Source organism: Rhodocyclaceae bacterium (assembly GCA_020248265.1).
Taxonomy (GTDB): Bacteria; Pseudomonadota; Gammaproteobacteria; order Burkholderiales; family CAIKXV01; genus CAIKXV01.
This window is the reverse complement of sequence record JADCHX010000008.1, coordinates 40,768-63,958: the sequence shown is the minus strand read 5'-3', so window position 1 is coordinate 63,958 and position 23,191 is coordinate 40,768. Positions and strand designations below refer to the sequence as shown.

Annotated in this window: 25 protein-coding genes; 4 read left to right on the top strand and 21 right to left on the bottom strand. The window is 68.6% G+C overall.

The genetic code is table 11. From position 1 onward, the window contains the following. Nucleotides 1-14 precede the first annotated feature (14 nt). Both ING98_08790 and ING98_08785 read left to right on the top strand, forming a co-directional pair. Nucleotides 15-1,022, top strand: coding sequence for a tripartite tricarboxylate transporter substrate binding protein (locus tag ING98_08790; GenBank protein ID MCA3101956.1), 1,008 nt, complete (start codon nucleotides 15-17; stop codon nucleotides 1,020-1,022). Nucleotides 1,023-1,059: 37 nt separating this feature from the next. After that, the gene (locus ING98_08785; protein ID MCA3101955.1) at nucleotides 1,060-2,040 is read left to right on the top strand and encodes a tripartite tricarboxylate transporter substrate binding protein; all 981 of its coding nucleotides are present in this window, start codon (nucleotides 1,060-1,062) and stop codon (nucleotides 2,038-2,040) included. Here the strand turns inward: ING98_08785 and ING98_08780 are convergent. After that, nucleotides 2,027-2,200, bottom strand: coding sequence for a hypothetical protein (locus tag ING98_08780; GenBank protein ID MCA3101954.1), 174 nt, complete (start codon nucleotides 2,198-2,200; stop codon nucleotides 2,027-2,029). The two genes, ING98_08785 and ING98_08780, sit on opposite strands and share 14 nt — an antisense overlap. 71 nt (nucleotides 2,201-2,271) lie before the next feature. Then, on the bottom strand, nucleotides 2,272-2,457 hold the full coding sequence (locus ING98_08775) for a hypothetical protein (GenBank protein ID MCA3101953.1): 186 nt from the start codon (nucleotides 2,455-2,457) through the stop codon (nucleotides 2,272-2,274). Between the two features lie 46 nt (nucleotides 2,458-2,503). Here ING98_08775 and ING98_08770 point away from each other — a divergent pair, with 46 nt between their 5' ends. Next, a complete protein-coding gene (locus ING98_08770; protein ID MCA3101952.1) occupies nucleotides 2,504-3,061 on the top strand; it encodes a YaeQ family protein in 558 nt (185 codons plus the stop codon). Between the two features lie 8 nt (nucleotides 3,062-3,069). Here ING98_08770 and ING98_08765 read toward each other — a convergent pair whose 3' ends face one another. From ING98_08765 to ING98_08725, 9 genes are all read right to left on the bottom strand, one after another. Next, on the bottom strand, nucleotides 3,070-4,926 hold the full coding sequence (locus ING98_08765) for an ABC transporter ATP-binding protein (protein ID MCA3101951.1): 1,857 nt from the start codon (nucleotides 4,924-4,926) through the stop codon (nucleotides 3,070-3,072). After that, the gene (locus ING98_08760) at nucleotides 4,923-6,140 is read right to left on the bottom strand and encodes a DUF3426 domain-containing protein (protein ID MCA3101950.1); all 1,218 of its coding nucleotides are present in this window, start codon (nucleotides 6,138-6,140) and stop codon (nucleotides 4,923-4,925) included. Before ING98_08760 ends, ING98_08765 begins: the two co-directional genes overlap by 4 nt. Nucleotides 6,141-6,150: 10 nt before the next feature. After that, nucleotides 6,151-7,062, bottom strand: coding sequence for a 50S ribosomal protein L11 methyltransferase (gene prmA, locus ING98_08755; protein MCA3101949.1), 912 nt, complete (start codon nucleotides 7,060-7,062; stop codon nucleotides 6,151-6,153). A 13-nt stretch (nucleotides 7,063-7,075) separates the two neighbouring features. Further along, complete coding sequence (gene accC, locus ING98_08750) at nucleotides 7,076-8,437, bottom strand: acetyl-CoA carboxylase biotin carboxylase subunit (protein MCA3101948.1); 1,362 nt, start codon at nucleotides 8,435-8,437, stop codon at nucleotides 7,076-7,078. A gap of 6 nt (nucleotides 8,438-8,443) precedes the next feature. Next, on the bottom strand, nucleotides 8,444-8,896 hold the full coding sequence (locus tag ING98_08745) for an acetyl-CoA carboxylase biotin carboxyl carrier protein (protein MCA3101947.1): 453 nt from the start codon (nucleotides 8,894-8,896) through the stop codon (nucleotides 8,444-8,446). Between the two features lie 13 nt (nucleotides 8,897-8,909). Continuing rightward, nucleotides 8,910-9,437, bottom strand: coding sequence for a type II 3-dehydroquinate dehydratase (gene aroQ / locus ING98_08740; GenBank protein ID MCA3101946.1), 528 nt, complete (start codon nucleotides 9,435-9,437; stop codon nucleotides 8,910-8,912). A 67-nt stretch (nucleotides 9,438-9,504) separates the two neighbouring features. Continuing rightward, complete coding sequence (locus ING98_08735; protein ID MCA3101945.1) at nucleotides 9,505-10,026, bottom strand: TlpA family protein disulfide reductase; 522 nt, start codon at nucleotides 10,024-10,026, stop codon at nucleotides 9,505-9,507. Nucleotides 10,027-10,058: 32 nt separating this feature from the next. Beyond that, nucleotides 10,059-10,433 (bottom strand): divalent-cation tolerance protein CutA, encoded by a 375-nt coding sequence (locus tag ING98_08730; GenBank protein MCA3101944.1) that lies wholly within the window; start codon nucleotides 10,431-10,433, stop codon nucleotides 10,059-10,061. Nucleotides 10,434-10,446: 13 nt separating this feature from the next. Further along, complete coding sequence (locus tag ING98_08725; GenBank protein ID MCA3101943.1) at nucleotides 10,447-11,349, bottom strand: NAD-dependent epimerase/dehydratase family protein; 903 nt, start codon at nucleotides 11,347-11,349, stop codon at nucleotides 10,447-10,449. A gap of 29 nt (nucleotides 11,350-11,378) precedes the next feature. Between ING98_08725 and ING98_08720 the strand changes: the two genes are divergently transcribed. After that, complete coding sequence (locus tag ING98_08720; GenBank protein ID MCA3101942.1) at nucleotides 11,379-12,416, top strand: CDP-6-deoxy-delta-3,4-glucoseen reductase; 1,038 nt, start codon at nucleotides 11,379-11,381, stop codon at nucleotides 12,414-12,416. A gap of 16 nt (nucleotides 12,417-12,432) precedes the next feature. Here ING98_08720 and ING98_08715 read toward each other — a convergent pair whose 3' ends face one another. The 10 genes from ING98_08715 to ING98_08670 form a co-directional block, all read right to left on the bottom strand. Next, on the bottom strand, nucleotides 12,433-13,467 hold the full coding sequence (locus ING98_08715; protein MCA3101941.1) for a hypothetical protein: 1,035 nt from the start codon (nucleotides 13,465-13,467) through the stop codon (nucleotides 12,433-12,435). Nucleotides 13,468-13,537: 70 nt separating this feature from the next. Continuing rightward, nucleotides 13,538-14,776, bottom strand: coding sequence for a heme biosynthesis protein HemY (locus tag ING98_08710; protein MCA3101940.1), 1,239 nt, complete (start codon nucleotides 14,774-14,776; stop codon nucleotides 13,538-13,540). Further along, a complete protein-coding gene (locus ING98_08705; GenBank protein MCA3101939.1) occupies nucleotides 14,773-16,071 on the bottom strand; it encodes a uroporphyrinogen-III C-methyltransferase in 1,299 nt (432 codons plus the stop codon). Before ING98_08705 ends, ING98_08710 begins: the two co-directional genes overlap by 4 nt. Then, nucleotides 16,068-16,871, bottom strand: coding sequence for a uroporphyrinogen-III synthase (locus ING98_08700; protein MCA3101938.1), 804 nt, complete (start codon nucleotides 16,869-16,871; stop codon nucleotides 16,068-16,070). Before ING98_08700 ends, ING98_08705 begins: the two co-directional genes overlap by 4 nt. Further along, a complete protein-coding gene (gene hemC, locus ING98_08695; protein MCA3101937.1) occupies nucleotides 16,868-17,806 on the bottom strand; it encodes a hydroxymethylbilane synthase in 939 nt (312 codons plus the stop codon). The genes ING98_08700 and hemC overlap by 4 nt, the downstream gene beginning before the upstream one ends. Before the next feature lie 166 nt (nucleotides 17,807-17,972). After that, nucleotides 17,973-19,076: a phytoene/squalene synthase family protein gene (locus ING98_08690; GenBank protein ID MCA3101936.1), complete on the bottom strand. Its 1,104-nt coding sequence runs from the start codon at nucleotides 19,074-19,076 to the stop codon at nucleotides 17,973-17,975. 34 nt (nucleotides 19,077-19,110) lie between these two features. Further along, the gene (locus ING98_08685) at nucleotides 19,111-20,706 is read right to left on the bottom strand and encodes a phytoene desaturase (GenBank protein MCA3101935.1); all 1,596 of its coding nucleotides are present in this window, start codon (nucleotides 20,704-20,706) and stop codon (nucleotides 19,111-19,113) included. Nucleotides 20,707-20,713: 7 nt separating this feature from the next. Beyond that, the gene (locus ING98_08680; protein ID MCA3101934.1) at nucleotides 20,714-21,547 is read right to left on the bottom strand and encodes a DUF3623 domain-containing protein; all 834 of its coding nucleotides are present in this window, start codon (nucleotides 21,545-21,547) and stop codon (nucleotides 20,714-20,716) included. 39 nt (nucleotides 21,548-21,586) lie between these two features. Next, nucleotides 21,587-22,654, bottom strand: a complete 1,068-nt coding sequence (acsF, locus tag ING98_08675; GenBank protein MCA3101933.1) for a magnesium-protoporphyrin IX monomethyl ester (oxidative) cyclase — start codon at nucleotides 22,652-22,654, stop codon at nucleotides 21,587-21,589. A gap of 16 nt (nucleotides 22,655-22,670) precedes the next feature. Then, on the bottom strand, nucleotides 22,671-23,177 hold the full coding sequence (locus tag ING98_08670; GenBank protein MCA3101932.1) for a photosynthetic complex assembly protein PuhC: 507 nt from the start codon (nucleotides 23,175-23,177) through the stop codon (nucleotides 22,671-22,673). Between the last annotated feature and the right edge of the window lie 14 nt (nucleotides 23,178-23,191).

Genomic DNA, 23,191 nt, shown 5'->3' with positions numbered 1-23,191 from the left:
CGGGCCGCAATCGCATGGAACAGGCATCGGGCAGCGGCGCGCGCATTCGCGTCGGGCGCATTCGGCTGGCCGCCGTCGCGGCGATCGCGTCCCTGGCATGCCCGGCCGGGGCCGACGCACAGGGGTGGCCCCAGCGTCCGGTGCGCATGATCGTGCCGGAGGGTGCGGGCTCGTCGGCAGACACGATCAGCCGCGTATTCGCACTTCGCCTGGCGGATCTCCTGGGCCAGCAGGTGGTGGTGGACAATCGGCCTGGCGCAGGCGGTATCGTCGGCATGGAGATCGCTGCGCGGGCGGTGCCGGACGGCTATACGATCCTCGGTACCGCGACCGCCACGCAGGTCATCGCGCCGCTGCTGCAGAAGAAGCTGACCTTCGATCCGTTCAAGGACGTGGTGCCGGTATCGTTGCTGGCGATCACGCAGAATGTCCTGGTCGTGCATCCGTCGGTCGCAGCGAAGTCTCCGAAGGACCTGATCGCCCTGCTGAAGGCAGCCCCCGGCCGGCTGAACATGGCATCGGCGGGTGCAGGCTCGCAGAGCCATCTGGCAGGCGTACGGTTCCAGATCGCCAGCGGCACCGAAGCAGTCCATGTGCCGTACAAGGGCGGCGGTGCATCCGTGACTGCCGTGGTCGCCAACGAAGCCCAGTTCACGCTGACGCCACTGGCCGCCACGCTGCCCTTCATCCGCTCCGGCCAGCTACGTGCGCTGGCGACAGCCGGACCGAAGCGCACCGCGCAGCTGCCGGAACTTCCGACGATCGCCGAGTCGGCGATGCAAGGCTTCCAGTCGACCGGCTGGGTCGGGCTGATGGTGCCGCGCGGAACGCCCCAGCCGATCGTGGATCGGCTCCATGCCCTGGCTACGGCCGTAATGAAGCAGCCCGAGACCCAGGACTTGCTGGTACGCGCTGGCGCCGATCCCGCAAGCAGCACGCCGGCGGAGTTCGCGAGCCTGATCCGCGAGGAATGGACACGGTTCCAGGCTGCGATCGCCGCCGCGAAGCTCGCGATCGAATAGCACACGTCACCCGGTACACCCGAGGAAGGAAGCAGACATGTCGATCGACCTTCGCATGCGCAGCGCGCTGGCACTGGGCATCGTATCCGCGGCAAGTCTCTGCACGCCGTGCGCGGCGCAATCGTTTCCGACCGGGCCGGTGCGCTTCATCGTACCCTTCGCTGCAGGCGGCACCTCCGACATCCTGGCGCGGCAGATCGCGCCCAAGCTGTCCGAGGCGCTCGGCCAGCCGGTGCTGGTCGAGAACCGCGCGGGTGCGAATGGCAACGTCGGCGCGGAAGTCGTCGCGCGCGCCACGCCGGACGGCCAGACGCTGCTGCTGGCAGACCTGGGCGCGATCGCGATCAATCCGTCCGTCTACAAGCAGTCATACGATCCGGTGCGCGACCTCGTCGGCGTCACCATGGTCGCCTATTCACCGCACCTGCTGGTGGTCCATCCGTCGGTGCCGGTGCGCACCGTGAAGGAGCTCATCGCCCTCGCCCGCAGCCGGCCGGGACAGCTCAACTTCGCCACCTCGGGCGTCGGCGGGCCACCACACCTGGCCGGCGTTGCGTTTGCGCAGGCCACCGGCTCGAAATGGGCCTTCATTCCGTACAAGGGCGGCGCGGCCGCGCTGATCGACGTGGCCGGCGGGCACGCCGACCTCACGTTCAACGGCATGCTTGCAACCTTCCCGTACGTGAAGGGCGGGCGGCTGCGGCTGGTCGCGGTGTCCGGCGCAAAGCGCTACCCGACGCTGCCCGACGTGCCCACCGTTTCGGAGTCGGGCGTCCCCGGGTTCGAGACCGGCTCGTGGCAGGGCATCCTGGCCGCCTCGGCGAGCCCGCGCGCCGCACTGGACCGGTTGTCGACGGACATCGCCCGCATCCTGAACGTACCCGAGATGCGCGAGTACCTCGGCCGCCAGGGTGCAGAGGTGTCGACGATGAAGCCCGAGCAACTGTCCGCCTGGATGAAGACCGAGGTCGCGAAGTGGGCCGAGGTCGTGCGCAAGGGCGGCATCAAGCTGGAGTGAGGCTGGCCGTCGGCCATTTCCATTCACGGATCTCCGGCATGTCCTCGCCATGCTGGCGGATGTACGCATGGCGGTCGGTCACCTCCATCACCGGCTTGCCGGCCCATTTCCAGATGGCGGTGCCGGCGCTGCAATGGCACGCCGCATCTTCCCCCGACAACCGTTGCGGCTACATCTGTCTGCCGCAAACGATCACGTTCACCCGGTTGCGCGAACGAAGGCAACGGTCGGTCACACGCAACGGCGGGTTGCAGAGCAGGTAGATCTGCCCGACCGGCAGGTCATTGACCGCTCGCCACCACGCGCCGAGCCGTCAGCGGGCGCGGCACCCGGCTTGCCGGCCGCGCGCGCCTGCTTCATCTGCCCCATAATCTTCGTGCCCTTGAGTCGGGCAAGGTCGGTGGCTTTCATCGCCATGGTCGTATCTCCCTCAATCCTGGTTTCATCTGCATATGGCGGGTGCATGGCCCTGAAGTCCACGGTGTTCAAGGCGGAGCTGCAGGTGAGCGACCTCGACCGCCACCATTACGAGACTCATGCGCTGACGCTTGCCCGCCATCCGTCCGAGACCGACGAGCGCATGATGATGCGCGTGCTGGCGTTCGCACTCAATGCCGACGCAGCGCTTTCGTTCGCCGGCGACGTGAGCGCCCAGGACGAACCTTCGCTCTGGATCAGGGACCTCACCGGCTCGATCCGGCTGTGGATCGAGGTCGGGCTGCCCGACCCGAAGCTGCTGCGCAAGGCGGCGGGACGCAGCGAGGCGGTGACCGTGTATGCCTACGGGCGCGGCGCCGATCTCTGGTGGGCGAGTGCGTCACAGCACTGCGCGCAAGTCGATCGGCTGACCGTCTGGCACATCCCTCAGGTGACCAGCCTGCGCCTTGCGGCGCTGGCCAGGCGCTCGATGCAGTTGCAATGCCTGGTCCAGGAAGGCGACATCACATTCTCGGATGCATCGGATTCGGTCGGCGTCGAACGCATCCTGCTCAAGGCTCCGACGGCACGGATGGGCCGCTAGCTAGCCAGTCACGACGGCAGTGTCCGCTGTTCCTGCTGCGCCCACAACCCTGCATACACGCCACCCAGTGCCAGCAGCTGCGCATGGGTCCCGGCCTCGACGACGCGGGCACGATCGAACACGACGACATGGTCGGCGCGTGCGGCATCGCGCAACTGGTGGGTGACCAGCACGGACGTACGCCCGCCCGAGACATCGAGCAGCGTCTGCATGACGGCACGCCCGGTGGCCGGGTCGAGTGCACTGGTCGGTTCATCGAGCACCAGCAGCACGGGTTCGCGCACCAGCGCACGTGCGATCGCGATGCGCTGGCGCTGTCCGCCCGAGCAGGTGTCGCCCGCCACCATCGTGCCGTAACCCTCCGGCAGGGAATCGACCCAGGACGCGATGCCGGCAGCCCGCGCCGCTGCCACGACCTGCGCGTCGGTTGCATCGAGCCGTCCCGCCCGGATGTTCTCCGCGATCGTCGCGTGGAACAGCAGGCTGTCCTGGAAAACCGCACTGACCCCGAACCAGTAGGCCTGCAGGTCCGCCTGCGCGAGGTCCTGCCCGTCGACCAGCACGCGGCCGGCCCGGGGTGTCTGCAGGCCGAGCAGCAGCTGCAGGGCAGTGCTCTTGCCGGAGCCGCTCGCACCGACGAACGCGGTCATGCGCCCGGCTGCGATCTCGAACGTCGCATCGCCGAGCTGGTCGGCCGGCACGGAGGCGGTGTCGGCTGCCGCATCGCTGGCATATCGGAAGCTCACCTGCTCGAACGCGATCGCGGGCGGCTGCTGCAGGCTCATCGCGCGCCTGTCGCCTTCGCCCACGGCGCGATCGGCAACACCGGGGACAGGGACGGCCCGTGCCGGCACTGGCCCGGCCGGCATCCCGAGCAGCTCCGTGATCCGGCGCATGCCAGCCGACGCACCGATGAGCCCCGGCATCGCCGCGGTGAGCGAGTAGGTATGGGTAGCCAGGCTGGAGAACAGCAGGTAGAACGCGATCAGCCCGCCCGGCGTCATGTCGCCACGCACGACCATCCAGCAGCCGAGCGCCAGCACCACCAGGTCGATCAGTTCGATCGCGATCCACGGCACGCGATGGCTGAAGTAGCTGAACACGTTGTAGCGCAGCGATGCGGTGATGATGCGCTGGTTGTGCACATCGAACCGCTGCGCCGCGAGCACGTTCAGGCCGAACACGCGCAGCACGATCTGGTTCGCGAGATTCTCCTGCAGGTGCGTGGCGAGGCCACCGACCGCAGTCTTTGCCGCATAGCTTTCGCGCGCGGCCAGCGGCGTGAGGAAGCGCGGGCCGATCAGCGCCAGCGGCAGCAGGGCGATGCCGGCGAGCGCGAGGCGCCAGTCGCTCCACAGCAGCAGCCCGAGCGCGATCACGACGCCACAGGCTGCCGTCGCCACGTAACCGAGGGACCAGAGCGCCGGTTCGACGCTGCCGGCATCGCTGGTGATGCGCGTGATCAGGTCGCCATGCGTCGACGTGCGCAGCCTGGACAGGGGCAGGCGCTGGGTGTGTTCGAACAGCCGCGCCCGCACCTCGCCCGGCACCGATGCGCACAACTTCGCCTGGAGATACTCGTGCAGCAGCGCAGCGCCACCGGAGACGACGGCCGCCACCAGCAGCAGCACCAGGATCAGTACGACCAGCCCGCCATCGGCCTTCAGCAGCGCGTCATCGACGAGCGTGCCGAACGCCTTGCGCTGGCCCAGCTGCAGCCCGAGCTCCAACGCCATCAGCAGCCCGATCGTCGCGAGCTGTCCTCGATGCGGGCGCAGCAGCGGCGCGAGACCGCGCCACAGGCTGCCGGCCCAGCCGAAGCCTGCAACCTCTTGCGCGGGGGCCGCCGGCGCGCGGTCGGTCACGGATAGAAGAGATACAGCCGGTAGCCGACCGGGCGTAGCTCGGTAGTGTCGAGCGTCAGGCGTATGGAGAACTCGTCGCCGGCACGCAGCCCCTTGCGCTCCGGATTGCCGGCAGGCAGGTACTGGTCGGGAAGCAGCACCCTGCGCGCCAGCGGACGGTCCTGTGCATCGGTCAGCGTGACTTCGATCGCCGGGAAAGCGACATCGATCGCAGCCCGGCTGCGCACCGACGCGGCGAGCTGGATGAGGTTCGGCTTCGCCGCGTCCACCGCCTGCAGGTCCGAACTTTCGATCACCAGCTGTTCGGCGGCCTTCGGCAGGCCGACCTCGCAGCGGGCGATCCGGCAGAGATTCTCGAGCAGGGCCCGGCTGGCGGGGTAGTGCGCGGCAATCTGCGTACGATATGCATGCACGACCTGCCCGGCCAGCAGCACGGCGAGCAGGATGGACGCAACGATCCAGGTCGCGCGGTAGCGTCGCAGCACGACGCACAGCAGGGCGAGCAGGGCCGCCGCGAGAGCGACCGGGTATTCGCGCAGCAGCGTCGCTGGCGACAAGCCCGTGACGAGCGCGGCCAGGGGTGCTGGCAGGCGGTCGCCCGCCAGCAACAGTACGGCCACCGCCACAGCCAGGAGGAGGCCGGCGGTGATGCCGACCACGCGCATGCGGCTGGCCGCGGACGTCGTGGCCGGCGGCGCTGCCGGACCGACAGAATAGTCGGTCAGCTCCGGCGCGAACTGCGGCGATGGGTCGACGACATCGCCGGAGCGCGGCGGCTGCGGTTGCGGTTGCGGCTGCGGCCGTGCATCCGCCGTGACGCGCGGCATTTCGTCCGTTGTCCCGCTCCCCTGCAGCGATCCTGCATCAGGAAGATCCAGCAGGTGATCGACCGCCATCGGTGCGTTCGACGACTCTGCGCCGACCCGCAGGGCCGGGACATCGGGCGTCCACTCGGCGACGCGCTCGCCACCGGGCGTATCGCGCAGGGTGCCGGCCCTGGCCGGGGCATCCGGCGCTCGGGCGGCGTCCTGGACCACCCCGGGCTCGGATGCCTTCAGTGCCGCATCGGCGACCGTGGTCAACGAGGGAAAGGCGTCGAACACCGTGCCGCAGCTGCCGCAACGCACCTGCCCGCCGGACGCCTGCAGCTGCGCCGGGGTGACACGGAACATTGTCAGGCAGGCCGGGTTCGAGCAGCGGGTGACCAGTGCCATGGGTCCGTCCTCAGCGCACGCGCATGCCGGCGAGCAGCGCCCAACCGTCCAGGGTGCGCACGGTCATGAGTTCGCAGCCGGGGGCGTAGACCTCGGCGATCTGTGCCGCCTGGCTGTCGAGCAGGCCAGCCAGCGCGATCATGCCGCCTGGCCGGACCTGTGCGGCGAGCAACGGCGCCAGCGCCATCAACGGCCGGGCGAGGATGTTGGCGACCACTACGTCATACTCCGCCGCGTCGCCGGCATCGTCGGGCAGACAGAAGGTCGCACCATCGATGCCGTTGGCGATCGCATTGGCCGCGGCGGTGGTCACGGCTTCGGGATCGATGTCGATACCACTGACCTTCGCGGCACCGAGCCTTGCTGCGCCGATCGCGAGCACACCCGAACCGCATCCGTAGTCCAGCACCGATTCGCCACCGCGCAGCGTCGCGGCCAGCCATTCGAGGCACAGTCGCGTGGTGGGATGGCTTCCGGAGCCGAACGCACGCCCTGGATCTATCACCAGGTTGATCGCGGCGGGGTCGGGCGGCTGGTGCCAGGTCGGCACGATCCAGAGCCGGTCGGTGATGCGAATCGGCTCGAACTCGCGCTGGGTGAGCGCGACCCAGTCGGCATCCTCCACCGTGCGCGTACCGCTCATGGCCGAAGGATCGATCGCGCATTCGGCGAGCGCCGGCCCGACGAGCGCCTCGGCCTGCGCCGCATCCTCGAACAGTGCGGCGAGACGCGCGCGCTGCCAGCGGATCGGCCGCAACGGCTCGTTCCATTCGCCGGGCTCGTCGAACACCGCCTGTTCTTCGGGCGTGCCGGCCAGCGCATCGCCGACGTCGACCGCGAGGGCTCCGGCCTCCAGCAGCGCATCGCCGAGCAGATCGGCCTGCCCGGGCGTGACTTCGAAGGTGACGGCGGTCAGCGGCATGGCGGGCGCCCGGTCAGCCGGCTTCGCCCTTGCGGTGCTTGCCCACCTTCTCTTCGAGGTAATGGATGTTCGAGCCGCCCTGCATGAAACGGGCATCGACCATCAGGTCGCGGTGCAACGGCAGGTTCGTCCGGATGCCGTCGACCACCATCTCGGAGAGCGCGCTTCGCATCCGCGCGATCGCCTGGTCACGCGTATCGCCGTAGGCGATCAGCTTGCCGATCAGCGAGTCGTAGTGCGGGGGCACCACGTAGTTGTTGTACACATGGGAATCGACGCGAATTCCCGGCCCGCCCGGCGGATGATAGAAGGTGATGCGCCCGGGCGAAGGCACGAAACTGTAGGGGTCCTCGGCGTTGATCCGGCACTCGATCGCGTGCCCCTTCGGCACGATGTCGCGCTGGCGCAGGCCCATCCGTTCGCCGGCGGCGATGCGGATCTGCATCTGCACGATATCCACGCCAGTGATCATCTCGGATACCGGATGCTCGACCTGCACCCGGGTGTTCATCTCGATGAAGTAGAACTGACCGTCCTGGTACAGGAACTCGAACGTACCCGCGCCCCGGTAGCGGATGCGCTTGCAGGCCTCGATGCAACGGTCGAAGATGCGCGCCCGGACGCGATCGCCGATCAACGGTGCCGGCGCTTCCTCGACGATCTTCTGGTGCCGGCGCTGCATCGAGCAGTCGCGGTCGCCCAGGTGCACCGAATTGCCGTGCTCGTCGGACAGCACCTGCACCTCGACATGACGCGGGTCTTCCAGGAACTTCTCGAGGTAGACATCGGCCTGGCCGAAGGCCGCCTTCGCCTCCGAGCGGGTCATCGTCACGGCGTTCAGCAACGCCGCCTCGGTATGCACCACGCGCATCCCGCGGCCGCCGCCGCCGCCCGCCGCCTTGATGATCACCGGATAGCCGACCGACCGCGCGATCTTCACGATCTCGACCCCGTCCTCGGGCAGCGCCCCCTCGGACCCGGGCACCAGCGGCACGCCGGCCTTCTTCATCGCGGCCTTCGCGTTCACCTTGTCGCCCATCAGCCGGATGGTCTCCGGCCGTGGCCCCACGAACACGAAACCGCTCTGTTCGACCCGTTCGGCGAAATCCGCGTTCTCGGACAAGAAGCCATAGCCGGGGTGGATCGCCTCGGCGTCGGTCACCTCGGCCGCGCTGATGATCGCCGGTATGTTCAGGTAAGAATGGGTGGGCGAGGCCGGACCGATGCACACCGACTCGTCGGCCAGACGCACGTACTTCGCGTCCGAGTCGGCTTCGGAATGCACCGCCACGGTCTTCACGCCGAGTTCCCGGCAGGCGCGCTGGATGCGCAGTGCGATCTCGCCCCGGTTGGCGATCAGGATCTTCTCGAACATCCCGGGCTACCCGATCACGAACAGCGGCTCGCCGTACTCCACCGGCTGGCCGTTCTCGACCAGGATGGCCTTGATCGTCCCGGCAGCGTCGGACTCGATCTCGTTCATCAGCTTCATCGCCTCGATGATGCAGAGCGCCTCGCCGGCCGCGACCGACTGGCCGACGTCGACGAAAGCCTTGCCACCGGGCGAGTTCGACCGATAGAAGGTACCGACCATCGGCGACTTCACGACGTGTCCGTCCGGTGCAGCCGCCGGCGCGGCCGCTGGCGGCGCAGGCTGGGCCGCCACCGGCGCCGGCGCGGCGACGATCTGCTGCGGCTGCTGCATGACGATCGGCTGCGTACCGGGCAGCGTGCGTGCGATGCGTACTTTTTCTTCGCCCTCGGTGATCTCGAGTTCGGCGATCCCGGACTCCTCGACCAGGTCGATCAGCTTCTTGAGCTTGCGCAGGTCCATCCGGCTTACCCCTTCATTGTTCTGGAATCAGCGCCGCGATCGCGTGATCGAGCGCTGCGCGGTAACTGCCCGCGCCGAGCCCGGTGATCACTCCGACGGCGATGTCGCTGAGGTACGAGTGGTGGCGGAACGCCTCGCGGGCGAACACGTTGGACAGATGGACTTCGATGAACGGGATCGCGACCCCCGACAGCGCATCACGCAACGCGACGCTGGTGTGCGTATAGGCACCCGCGTTGATCAGGATGTAGTGGACCCGCTCGCGGCCGGCCTGCTGGATACGGTCGACCAGTTCGCCTTCATGATTGCTCTGGAACGTGGCCACCTGCACGCCGGCCGCCTGGCCGCGGTCGACCAGCGAGCGGTCGATTTCCGCCAGCGTGGTCCTGCCGTACACGGCGGGTTCGCGGGTACCGAGCAGGTTCAGGTTGGGACCGTGCAGGACGAGTACCGATTTCGCACGCAGCGGCGATACGCCGCCCCGTGCCGGACGGTATGCGGGCGACGCGCGGGACGCGGCAGACGACACGGGCTTGGTCATGGGCGCGCAGTGTGCCCCCGGTAGCGGGATCTGTCCAGTTTTCCTGCGATCTGCGGGGATTCCCCGACTACAGCAGCTTTTCGATGATCGGCGCGAGCGTGGCTTCCGTGTAGATGCCAGCCCGTCTGGCGACGATCTTCCCGGTGCGGTCGAATACGACGGTGTAGGGCAGCAGATCGCCCTGGTTTCCCGCCTTGCGCGCAAGGTCGAAGACCGACATGTCGCCGACCAGCAGCGGATAGTTCACGCCGATCTCGGCTGCGAAGCGGCTGACCCGCTCCGGCTTGTCGATGGCAATGCCGACAAAAGTGAGCCCCCGCTTACCGTACTGGTCCTGCATCTTGACGAAGTGCGGCATCTCTTCGCGACACGGGACGCACCAGGTCGCCCAGAAATTCGCGACGATCACCTGCCCTTTCCACTGCGAAAACGCCTGCGGCGTACCTGCCGGATCCGGCAGGGTGGTCGCGAAGAAAGTCGCGGCCGCCTCGGCCATGCCCGGAACATCGCGGCCGGCGCCATCGCGCCAGTAGCGCAACGCGAACAGACCCCCGGCCATCCCGGCGCCGGCTGCAGCGATCGCAGTCATGCCGAGGAGTGCGCGGCGACGGAATACGGGGTTCATCGATTACCTGCCTGGGGCATTACTTCGGTTTTCCGGTCATCATCTGCATCGATCGTCTCCGAAACGACCCACTGGAGATAACCGGGCAGTGCATGCGTCACGGGAATGGCCACGATCTCCGGCAGGGCGTACGGATGCAACCGGCGCAGTTCGGTCTCGACGGCTGGATACCGGGCGCTGGTGGTCTTGATCAGTACCGGTATCTCCCGCGCCTGTTCGACAGCGCCCTGCCAGCGGTAGACCGACTCGCAGCCGGACTGGATGCTGACGCACGCGGCCAGCTGGCCCTCGACGAGTGCGCGCGCGAGGACACCGGCCGCCTGCGCATCGGGCATCGTCGTCATCACCAGCAGCATCTCGGCCCCGCCCATCGATGTTCCCCGTTCAGGCCACGGCGCGCGGGACGATCCCGGCTACCCGCGCAGCCTCTGCCACGCCTGCATGCACCGTAGGATAGCGAAGACCGATCCGCAGTTCCCGTTTCAGGCGGCCGTTCGTCAGTTGCCGGGACTCGCGCATGAACGACAGCAGCGGCGCCGAGATCTCTGCCTCCGCCTGCGTGCGGCTGATCCGCCGCGGACGCGTCAATCCGAACTGATCGGCGACGAGATCGAAGTAGTCGCCCATCCGCATCGCGCTGTCGTCGCCGGTGTTGAAGATGCGGCAGGGCCGCCCGGCAACCAGCGCGCGGACGACGATATGTGCCAGATCGTCGGCATGAATATGGTTCGAGAACGAGTCTTCTTCGGCGCAGATCGCCGGCGTTCCCTGCCGAAGACGCGCCAGCGGCAGCCGGTCGGCGGCGTAGATGCCAGGTACCCGAAGCACGGAAACCGTCACCCGGCTGCGCCGTCCCCAGCACCGCAGGCGGTCTTCCGCATCGGCTCGACGGACGGCGCGCGGGCTCGAGGGCCGGATCGGGCGTGTCTCCGGCACCGCTTCGCCGCTGCAGTCGCCATAGACCCCGGTGGTGCTCAGGTAGACAAGGCGCTGTGGTAGATTCTGCGCGCATGAAAGGGCCGCGATCAGGTCCCTGGTGCGCGTATCGACGAGGCCCTCTCCGGGCGGGGGAGCGCTGTGCAGTACGTCATCGGCAAGGCCGGCCAGCAGCCGGAGCGAATCCGGGCGATCGAGATCTCCCCGGATCGGCACGACGCCCATGGCACGAAGCATCCGTGCGCTGGATTCGCCGCGCGCGAGCGCAAAAACCGTCGAATACCGCGATTTCAGGACGGGCAGTGCTCTTCGGGCGACATCTCCGCAACCGATGATCAATAATCGCTTCATCAAGGCAGTGTAGCGGATACCCCGGCACGATGACCCAGCAGACCTACCCGACGATCACCCTCCAGCCCAGCGGTCACATCTTCACCGTCGAACCTGGCGAAACCGTGCTGGAAGCGGCCATGCGCAACAGCCTGCAGCTACCCTATGGCTGCCGCAACGGTGCCTGTGGCAGCTGCAAGGCGAAGATCGCCTGTGGCACCGTCGATCACGGCGCGTACCAGGCCGCGACACTTACCGACGACGAAAAGGCGGCCGGCAAGGTCCTGCTCTGCTGTGCGAAACCCCTCGGTGACCTGACCCTGGAAGTTCGTGAACTGGACGGCATCGGCGGCGTACGTGTACGCATCCTGCCGTGCCGGGTGGCGAAGATGGAACGCCGGGGCAGCACGATGATGCTGTTCCTGAAGCTGCCGCAGAACGAACGCTTGCAGTTCATGGCCGGGCAGTACATCGATTTCCTGCTGAAAGAGGGCAAGCGGCGCAGCTTTTCGATGGCCAATGCGCCGCACGACGACGAGTTCCTGCAGCTGCACATCCGTGACTACCAGGGCCTGTTCTCGGGCCATGTTTTCAACAAGATGAAGGAACGCGACATCCTCCGGCTGGAGGGTCCGTTCGGCAGCTTCTACCTGCGTGATTCCGACAAGCCGATGGTGCTGCTGGCAAGCGGCACCGGCTTTGCGCCGATCAAGTCGATCGTCGAGCACTGCATCAAGACCGGGGTCAAGCGCGACATGGTGCTGTACTGGGGCAACCGCACGCGCGCGGACATGTACGCGCCGGAGCTCCCCGAGCAGTGGTCGCGCGAGTTGCCCGGCTTCCGCTTCGTCCCTGTGCTGTCCGACGCGACGCCCGACTGCGCGTGGACCGGTCGTACCGGATTCGTGCACAAGGCCGTGATGGAAGATCTCCCCGACCTGTCCGGCATGCAGGTCTACGCCTGCGGTGCGCCGCCGATGGTCGATGCCGCCCGCCGCGAATTCAGCGCGCTGTGCGGGCTGCCGGAAGACGCATTCTTCGCCGATTCGTTCACCGTGAACGAGCCGGCGACGATCCTCGCCGGCTGAGCCACGGCGGCGCCACTCACGCCATCGGCGGCAGGCGCTCGATCGCGGTCAGGATGCGCGGCATCAGGTAGATGCGGCCACGTGCGCGGCCGGTGACTTCGCGCAACCAGCCCTTGCGTACCAGCGCCTGCAGCAGCACGCTCGCGGTCGACTGGGCACGACCGATCGCGACGCTCGCGCGCGGCAGCGTCGTGTACGGGTTCACCATCAGGCTGTCGATCAGCGCGGGTGCGTTGGCGATATCGCGCGCTTCCCGGTGCAGCGACTCGCGCAGGCGCAGCAGGTCGCCCACATGGATCAGCGCACTGCGCGCGGCGGCACGCACGCCGAGCAGGAAGAACTCCAGCCACGGCTCCCAGACACCTTTGTCCAGCGCGGTACGCAGCCGCGCGCGGTAGCGCACCCGATGCGCATACCAGTAGGCGGACAGAAACCAGAGCGGGGTGGCCAACTGCCGGCGCGACACGAGGTACAACGGCACCAGCGCCCGTGACAGCGGTCCGTGCTGCGCCTCGAACGGACGCAGCGCTTCGAACTGCGCATGCAGCAGCGCCGAGCGCACCAGTGGCGGCATCCAGATCCGTTCGTCGGCGGCAAAGTGCTCCCAGGCCTCGAGTGCGATACGCATTGGCGCCGGCAGGGGTTCCGGCACCGGCAGGGCGCCCGGCGCGAGCCGCGCGTCGTCGCTGCCGTCATGACCGGATTCGAGCCACTGGCGGGTTTCCTCGACCAGCGCGAGGTCGAACGCCGCATCGCGCAACCGGACGCGTCCACGCCGCAGCACCGAGGCCGAGCGCCAGAGTGCCACCGCCTGCGCGGCGCGCGGACTGCGTTCGTCGACGCCCCCGATCTGCGCGAGGTACAGGTCCGACAGCCGCGCATCGATGCCGGCCAGCCGGCAGGAATACATGGCCTCGATCGCAAGGCAGGCGGGCACCAGCAGGCGCGTGTCCGGTGCGCGATCGCCCACCAGCGAGAGTTCCGCCAGCGCCGCTTCGGCCTCGGTGAGCAGCACGACCAGCTCAGCCTCCATCGCCAGCGCGGGGGGCAACGGCTCCGGCACTCGCTGCCGCCGCTTCACTGCGCGGGTGCCTGCACGGTCGGGACGCACATCGCGGCGGTCAGAGGGATGCGCGGCGGCGCCCGCCGGTCACGGCATCGAGCGCGCGCAACGCGAGCGACAGCGCCTGTTCACGGTGGCTGGCTGCAGCCTCCTGATGGTTGAGCGCCTGATGCAGGCCAGCCAGCGCCAGGTGCGCGGAGTAGGTCGGTTCGATCGACAGGCTGGCCTCGAGGTGGCCCTGCGCCCTGGCCAGCAGGCCGGCGCGGATGCACAGGCGCCCGAGGCTGAGCAGCAGCATCGCATCATTCGGGTGGCTGGCGAGCCAGCCTTCGCAGCGCTCGATGCGCAGCGCAGTGTCGTCGTTGCCCGTCGCAACGGCGGCCGGATCGGCCACCGCCGATTCGGAGTATTGCAGTACCAGCGCGCTGTCCCACTGCGCATCGAGCGCGCGCTCGATGATCGCTCGCGCGCTGGCGGCATCGCCATGCCGCCCGAACAGTTTCGCCGCAGTGAGTGCTACCCCCTGATCGCTGCGCACCCGTTCCGGAATCTGCCGCCAGGCCTCCTGCGTGGCGTCACGGTCGGCCGAGCGTGCCTTCAATGCCTCGCTGGCGACCTGGCGCTCGTACTGATCACGATCGGCTGCGGACAGCGCATTACGCTCGGCCAGCCGGTCGATCAGCCGTGCGGCCGCATCCCACTGTCCGATCCGCACCCGCAGCCCCAGCTCAAGGCGCAGCGCAGCCGTATGCGGCGCGGGCAGGGTACCCAGCACTTCGAGCGCATCCGCCGGCCGCCCTTCGGCGGCAAGCCATTCGGCCCTCGCCATCAGGCGTGCGGTCGGATCGTCGGCGTCGTGCCGGGCCGCTTCGCCTGCCAGCCGGTCGCGCTCCTCCGGCTGGCGCAGCTCATGGGCCGCGCGCGCGCCGATCATCGCCGACACCGCCGGTGCGATACCGGCGGCCAGCGCCTCGGTCGCATGCGTCTTCGCCTTGCCGAAGCGCCCTCCCAGGTAGGCCCGCATCGCAGCCGCGAGTGCGGTCGCCCCGCGCTCGCGCTGGCCGCGCGCGCGCCACTCGCGTACCTCGCCCGGCAGGCCGGCAAGCCGGCTGCCAGCGCGCAGCAGCAGGTAGCCGAGCGCGAACACACCGGCGGTCACGGTCAGCGCGAGCCCGACCGAGAGCTCGACCCGGTATGGCGGCACCACGATCAGCACGTAGCCCGGGCTGTAGCGCAGCACCGCGGCCAGCAGCACCGCCAGCAGCGAGAGCGCCAGCAGCCAGCCCAGCGCCTTCACTGGCGACGGTCGCGGCTGACGCGCAAGGTGCGCACCGCTTCTATGCTGGCGCCGATCTCCGGCAGGTCGATCCGTACCTGTGCGCGCTCGAGTTCGTGCAGCGTCTCGGCCAGAGCCACCGTCGCCGGGTCGCGCGGATCGAAGTAGCGTGCCACCCAGGCGCGCGATGCGGCGATGTCGCCGCGGAACCCCGGCTCGTCGCGCGCGAGCAGCGCATGCCGTGCGCTGAGCAGGCGCAGGCGCAGGTTCTCGCGCAGGAACCACGACTGTTCCGGCGAGATCAACGGGAGCACGTCGGGATCGATGCGGCGGATGCTGGCGAGCTGGCGGAAGTCCGCCTTGAACTCGGCCCAGATGCGCGCGAGCGTCACCCGCCATCCGGCCACGGCAGGGGTGGCGTTCGCGGCTGCGGCCGCTGACGTCGACGTTGACGTTGACGCTGACGTTGACGAGGTGGCGTCCGGACTGCGGGAATCGCCCCCGGGCCTGCCCTCCTCCCGTGCGGATGCCACAGTCGAGGTGCCGCCGGGCAGCGTCGCGAGGGTATCGATGCCAGTCACCGCCCGGTCGAGGCGCATCGCAATGCCGGTGGTGTCGACCAGCGGGACCCGCTGCAGGCGCTCTATGTCGGCTGCGAGCGCCCGTCGCAGTGGCGCGAACTGCGCGCGGTCGATCAGTGCCAGGCGCGCGTCGGCGCTCTGCAGCGCGATCAACGCGACGCGCACGTTGCCCGCCAGCACCAGCTGCTGATTGGCCGCGATCAACGTCTGCTCGATCTCGGCCAGCGCCGCCTCGTCGCGCCCACGCGCGAGATCCTGGTACAGCGCCTCCAGGGCAAGCTGCTGGCTCTGCGATTCGGCCAGTTGCGACTGCACCGCATCCAGCGCGACTTCCATCTCGCGCACGGTACGCTGTGCACCCTGGGCCATTGCCTGGGTCTGGCGGCCGAGGTCGTCGGCGCCAGCCAGCCGCTGCGCAAGTTCCTGGCGCAGCGCGTTACGGTCGCGATGGCCGTCCCAGGCCAGGAAGCCGAGCAGCGCCACCGCCGCTCCGAGCACGCCGAGCGCGATGTCGCGGTTGCGCGTCGACACTGCCAGCACAGAAGCCAATGGCAGAGGCGACGGCGCGGGCTCGCCGGCCGCGCCAGCGCTGGTGCCGGAGGCCGGCACAGGCGCCGCCCGGATCGGCGACTCGGTCGCTGGCGGCGCTCCCGGCCCAGGCTCCGCCTCGGCTTCGTTCGCGGGTCGGGCGGCGAGCGGGTCGATCGCGCCGGGCGTAGGCTCTAGTCGGCTCATCGCACACCGCCACCCGCCGCAGCGGTCGTTGCATGCCCGGCAGCGAACGCTGCGAGCGCATCCAGCACCCCGCTGTCACCACCGGCGGTCTCAACCACGGATCCGAATCCGGCCCGGCGCGCGGTCTCGGCGATCCGCGCATGCGGCACGAAAAACGAGCATCCGGTAAGCGCGGGGGGCTGCGAGCCGGCGCGCGACAGCATCGCGCACAGGTTGCGCAAGCCTTCGCTGCTGGTGACCACGATCGCGTCGAGCCGCCCGCCGCGCACCCGGTCGATCAGCGTGGCTGCATCGGCAGCCGGCGCATGCCGGCTGTAGCACTCTGCGTACTCGACCGTTGCACCCCGGGCGCGCAGAACGTCGGCCATCAGTTCGCGGCCTTCCTGGCCCCGGAAGATCACGGCCCGCCGTCCCTGCAGGTCGGCGAGCGCGGGCAGTGCCAGCAGCGCCTCACTGTCGAAACGTTCGGTCGGCGCCAGCACGCGGTGGAGGCCCTGCCGCGCCAGCGCCCGCTGCGTACCCTCGCCGATCGCGGCAATCGACCAGCCGTCAGGTAGCGGGCGGCGCGCGCGGATGCGCTCGATCGCACGGTCGACCGCGGTCGGGCTGGAGAACATCGCCCAGTCGAATGCGTCGAGCCGGTCGATCAGTGCGTCGAGCGCTGCCGGATCCGGTGGCGGACCGATCTCGATCAGGGGAAACACGAAGGATTCACCACCGGCGGCATCGATCGCTGCGGCAAGCCGGCCCGACTGTTCGAGCGGCCGGGTCACCGCCACCCGGAGCCCGTTCAGGTTCACGACAGGGCGGCGAGGATCTCGGCCGCACCGAGCTCGGTCAGCCGCTGGGCGAGCGACTGCCCGAGCGCTTCACCTGTCTCCGGCGGACCACTGACCCGGTCGCTGACCATGCGCTTGCCATCGGGGCTGGCGACGAAGCCGCGCAATTGCAGCGTGCCGTCGATGATCTCGGCAAAACCACCCAGCGGCACGGTGCAGCTGCCGCCCAGCGCGCGCGACATCGCCCGTTCGGCACGCACGCAGGCGGTCGTGGTGGGATCGGCCAGCGCCGCGAGCGCAGCCTGCAGCGCCTGGTCTGCGCTCCGGCATTCGATGCCGACCGCGCCCTGGCCGACGGCCGGCAGGCTGTCTTCGGTGGTGAGGAAGGAGGCGATGCGGTCGGCGAGCCCGAGCCGCTTCAGCCCCGCCGCCGCGAGGATGATCGCCGCGTACTGACCTTCGTCGAGCTTGCGCAGGCGCGTCTGCACGTTGCCGCGCAGGGGCTGCACGTCGAGGTGCGGGAACCGGGCACGCAGCTGGCTTTCGCGACGCAGGCTGGAGGTGCCGACCACGCTGCCTTCGGGCAGGTCGGACAGCTTCTCGTACCGGTTCGACACGAACGCGTCGCGCGGATCCTCGCGCTGGAGGATGGCCGGCAGCATAAAGCCGTCCGGCAGCCACATCGGTACGTCCTTCATCGAATGCACCGCGATGTCGGCGCGCGATTCGATCATCGCCTGCTCGAGTTCCTTCACGAACAGGCCCTTGCCGCCGATCTTCGACAACGAGACGTCGAGCACGCGGTCACCTTCGGTCGTCATGCCGAGGATGCTCACGGCGATGCCGGGGTAGCGGTCGCGCAGCCTGGCCTGGACGTGTTCAGCCTGCCACATCGCGAGCAGGCTTTCGCGTGAAGCGATCACGATCGATTCGACGGGCGGAGCGGAAGCAGTCATCGGTAAACGGACACGCAAGAACGGGGCGGATGCCGTCGATGGTAGCACCGCCGACCCGGGCGGCACCCCGATGGATGACCCTCGCGACCAGCGCTGGTTCGCCCCGGGGCAGGATCCCGTTCCAGCGCGCGCCGGAGCAGGGGCCCGGCTTCGTTCCCGGCGCGGTTCAGCTCCTTGCCGCAGCCAGCCGGTCGCGCTCCCGCAGGCGTTCGCAGAGTTCGATCACCCACACCGCCCGTTCGTAGAAAGAATCGGGGGCGGCAGTGGCGCGCAGTGCCGCGGGCTCGACGGCGTGCTCGACGAGGTAGCGGATCGCCTCGACCATGACCGGCGCCTGTTCATCCGATGCGCCCGGCAACGGCCGCTGTGACGTGGCTCGGGCCAGCATCGCGCGGGTGATCAGCCAGGTCTTGCGGCTGGTCGACACCACGGCCCGGCGCGTCAAGCTGTCCAGGCCGTTACGCTCGACCTCGCGCCCGATCTCGGCATACACCAGACGAGCTGCCATGATCGCCGCCCGGCAGTCGCGCGGCAGTTCGGCGATGCCCTGCTCGGCGCGCTGGTAGAGCGTGTCGGCGAGCGCGAGCAGGCGCGCGACCACACGCCCGATGCCGGGCACGAACGACGGCTGCCGCAGCCAGGCCTGGGGATCGATGCCTTCCTCGCGCAGCCATTCGCGCGGCAGGTAGAGACGGCCGTTACGGGCATCCTCGCCGACGTCGCGCGCGATGTTGGTGAGCTGCATGGCGACACCGAGCTCGCAGGCGCGGGCCAGTGCCGTGCGGCTGCGCGTTCCCATCAGGATCGCCATCATCGCGCCGACGGTACCGGCCACGCGCGCGCAGTAGTCCTCGAGCTGGCCGATGGTCTCGTAGCGACGGCCTTCGGAGTCCCAGCGGAAGCCCTCGATCAACGCATCGAGCAGCCCGCGCGGCAGGTCGAAGCGGTCGACGACCACGGCGAGTGCCCGATCGGATTCGTACGACTGTGGACGACGGGCGTAGATCGCATCGAGCCGCGCGTCGAGCCGTTCGACGGCGGCTGCCGGATCGTCGGCGAGATCGATGGCGTCATCGGCCACCCGGCAGAACGCATAGAGGGCGATGGCCGGCGCGCGCACGCGAGCCGGCAGCACGCGGGACGCAGCAAAGAACGATTTCGAGCCGCCGCGCATCAGAGCTTCGCAGGCAACCAGATCGTCTGCGGCTGCGGGCGGTGCGCCGGAGGCAGGTCCTTCGTCGGCGGTGGCGAACGCAACCCTGTCAGCCATCGCACCGTGCACTTCGGCGGGAACCATCGCGGTATCAGGCATGGACCCTCGCAATCCGGTCTGGGTCGGGCACTACCGAGTCGAGCGCCTTGGCCGACATCAGTACACCCGGGACACCGGCCCCGGGATGCGTCCCGGCGCCAACGAGATAAAGATGCTGTACGTCTTCGCTGCGGTTGTGCGGCCGGAACCAGGCGCTCTGCAGCAGCACGGGCTCGAGGCCGAACGCCGCACCCTTGTACGAAAGGAGGCGGTCCTGGAAATCCTGGGGCGTCGTGATGCGCGAGGTGACGATGTCGCGCTCGAAACCCGGCAGCACGGTGCGGTCGAGCAGTTCGGCGATGCGCGAGCGATAGGTCTCGGCGAAGGCCGGCCAGTCGGTGCCGCTGTCGAGATGCGGAACGGGCGCCAGTGCATAGAACGCATCGCAGCCGGGCGGTGCCATCGATGCGTCGGTGGCGGTGGGCCGGTGCAGGTACAGGCTGAAATCGTCCGCGAGCTTGTGCTTGCGGAAGATGTCGTCGAGCAGTTCCTTGTAGCGCGGGCCCAGCAGCATCATGTGGTGAGGCACGTCGGGGTAGGTTCGCTTGACGCCGAAGTACCAGACGAACAGGCTCATCGAGTAGCGGCCGCGATCGATCCGGCGGTCGGTCCAGTGCCGGCGATGCTGTGGCTCGACCAGGTGGCGATAGGTCCAGGCCATGTCGGCGTTGGACACGACGATGTCCGAACGAAGCCGCTCGCCACCCTCGAGTTCGACCCCGGTCGCGCGGCCGCCCTCGATGGAGATGCGCTTCACCTGCGCACCATAGCGGATCCTGCCGCCGCGCCCTTCGAACAGCCCGACCAGACCGCGAACCAGCGAGCCGGTACCGCCCATCGCCCAGTGCACGCCGGCACGCCGCTCGAGGGCGTTGATGAGGCTGTACACGCAGGTCACGGAGAACGGATTGCCGCCGATCAGCAGCGTCTGCAGGCTGAACGCGGCCTGCAGGCGAGGGTCCTTCAGGTAATGCGCGACCATCGAGAACATCGTGCGCCAGCCGCGCATGCGCACCAGCGACGGCACCGCGGCAAGCAGGGTGCCGACGTTGTCGTAGGCCACGCTGCCCAGTTCCTCGAAGCCCAGGCGGTAGCAATGCTCGGCTTCCACGATGAAGCGGTCATAGCCATCGGCGTCGCCCGGGCTCAGGCGAGCCACCTCCGCACGCATCTTCACCGGGTCGCCGCTGTAATCGAAGTGGGTACCGTCGACGAAGCGGATCCGGTAGAACGGATCGAGCGCCTTCAGTTCGACGTCGTCGGACAGGCGCCGGCCGCACATCGCCCACAGTTCTTCGAGCATGAATGGGGCGGTGACGATCGTCGGCCCCGCGTCGAAGGTAAAGCCGTCCTGCCGGTGCACGTAGGCGCGGCCGCCCGGCGCATCGAGCTTCTCGAGCACGGTCACCGCGTAGCCGCGGCAGGACAGCCGTACCGCGGCAGCCAGCCCGCCGAAGCCGCTGCCTATCACGATCGCGGTCGGCGCCCCGGCTGGTACCGGGGTACCGGGCAGGACAAGCCCGGGCCCGTCGGGTGCGAGCGGCGTCTTGACGCCGCCGGTGGCGGCACGGGCAAGGAACGATTTCATCGGCTCTTCAATCTGCTGTCTTCAGCGGCAGGGGGGCCAGATCGATCCGGCCGATGGATGAAGGCGGCGCGGACTCGGGCTTGCGCCGATTGCGCATCGCCCATTTCCAGAGGGCCGTCGACGACAGTGGCAGCACCATGAACCAGTGTTCGAGGATGGCCAGCGAAAGCAGCGTCGCGGCAAGCACGTTCTTCGCCACATCGAAGCCGGGGGTGTAGGGCATCGCGGCACGAGCCCAGAGGACGGCGGCAAGCGCGGTCGCAGCGGTCACCGCCACCGGGAACAGCAGGTTGACGGACCGGCGCGCGAAGTAGCTGTCGATGTGGCGCATCTTCTCGGGCAGGAAGTCCTCGCCGCGGTTGCGCACGCCGAGGAACAGGTTGAGCTTGGCCGACAGGCGCATCGCCCACAGGATCATGAACGTCCACGTCCCGGTCTGGTTCGGTGCATCCAGCGTGACCACCACCACCGCCACGCCGGCCGCGAGGATGAACAGCTCGTGGTGCAGGATCGCACCCACGGCATGGCGGAAGCGCTGGTAATCGCTGGCGCCCGGTGGCGAGGGCTCGCGGCGGGGCCCTGTCACGAAGCCCATCAGGAAGGCGACCTCGATCCAGCCCCAGACCAGCACTGCGCTGGTGAACGCACAGTACGCGCCCGCGACCGTCGGGTCATAGGCAGTCTGCGAAAGTGCATACAGCGCGGCAATGCCGACGATCGTAGCGCCCGCCATCGACCAGCGATAGGTCGACACAGGCAAGCCGTCGAGCCAGACGATCAGCCCGGTGGTGAACCACCAGACGAACATGGCATACAGCGCGGGGAGGATCAGTTCAGTCATTCAGCACGAGCCTTGCCGGTCGATCGGGCGCTGGCGCGCCTACCAGGCCGGTGCCATCAGGACCCGGTCGGGCATCGCATTGCGCTTGACCGGGAGAAGGTAGAGGCGCGCGAACATGCCAGCTGCACGGACCGCGCACGCCGCCTGCTTGACCTTGCCGAGCAGCCCGCCCTGCGCCTTCGCGCGCTCGTTGGCTGCGCTGATTCGGCACAGGGCCTCGAGCCCGCTTCGGAAACGCGGGTCATCGATGTCCAGTTCGATCGGGAATACCTGCCGGGCGATCTCCGAGGTGATCCGGAACACCTGGAAGTCGTACTCGGTCGAGTCGAGGCCGAGCGCGTGGTGCAGTTCTTCGCGGGTGTGGTCGCGCACGTACATCGTCGCGTACACCGCGACAAGGAAGAAGCGGATCCAGAGCTTGTTCAGGCCGGTCAGCAGCTTCGGGTCGGCGCGCATCAGAAGCGCGAGCGACTCGCCATGGCGGAACTCGTCGTTGCACCAGCGCTCGAACCATTTGAAGATGGGGTGGAACCGGTGCTCGGGATGGCGCTCGAGCTGGCGGAAGATCGAAATGTAGCGGGCGTAGCCGATCTTCTCGGACAGGTACGTCGCGTAGAGGATGAACTTCGGCCGGAAGTAGGTGTACTTCTTTTCGCGCTTCAGGAAGCCGAGGTCTACCGCGACGCCGAAATCCTTGAGCGACATGTTGATGAACCCGGCATGGCGCGACTCGTCGCGGGCCATGTAATGCATCAGCTTCTTGATGTCCGGGTTGGTGACGTTCTTCTCGATTTCCTTGTACAGCACGCAACCGGAGAACTCGGAGGTCACCGACGAAATCAGGAAATCGAGGAACTCGCGCTGCAGCGGGTCCGGCAGGTCGCGGATCTCGGAGGTGAACTCGGGCGTACGCTTGAAGTGGTCGATGTTGTTGTCGCCCTCGAACTCCAGCATCAGCTTGTCCCATTCGGCGCGCACCAGCGAGACGTCCATGCGGTTCATCGCGTCGAAGTCGGTGGTGTAGAAGCGCGGGCTGAGCATCGTGCTGACTTCCGCCAGGCGGGTCGCTTCGAGGCCGGAGGTGATGACGGGTGCTGTGGTTTCCATCGTAGGTCTCCTGGATTTACGGGCGCACGGGCTGCGTGGCCAGGGGTGCGCTCTGCGGCGGCGCGACGTCGCGCGCCGATGTCCCGTTGTCGGCAAGCAGGCGGGCGAACACCCCGGCGTTGGTCGGGCCGAACGACTCGAGGTCGATCCGGGCACCGGTGGCGTTGTCGATCAGGGTAAGGCGTCCGTCCTTGCGGCCGATCAGCTGGAACGGAATCTCGGGGCCCAGCCCATGCGCCTTGCGCTCGCGCGCCATCGCGCGCAGCGTCCCGCGCAGGAAGCCCTGCTCGCCGGTGAACGACTCGATCACCCGACCGGTTGCGGCATCGATCACGGCGACACCGCCTGCGGGGGTATCTTCGAAGCGCAGGTCGCGGGTCACCACCGCTTCGGCATCCGGCACGCGCATGTCGATGCCCGATACGCGGACGGCCGTGACCGCGACCAGGGACACCGCCAGCAGGATGCCGACGCCCACCAGCGCACCGCGCGGGACCTGGTCATGTACGGAGACTTCGCTCATTCGGGGCAGCCTGT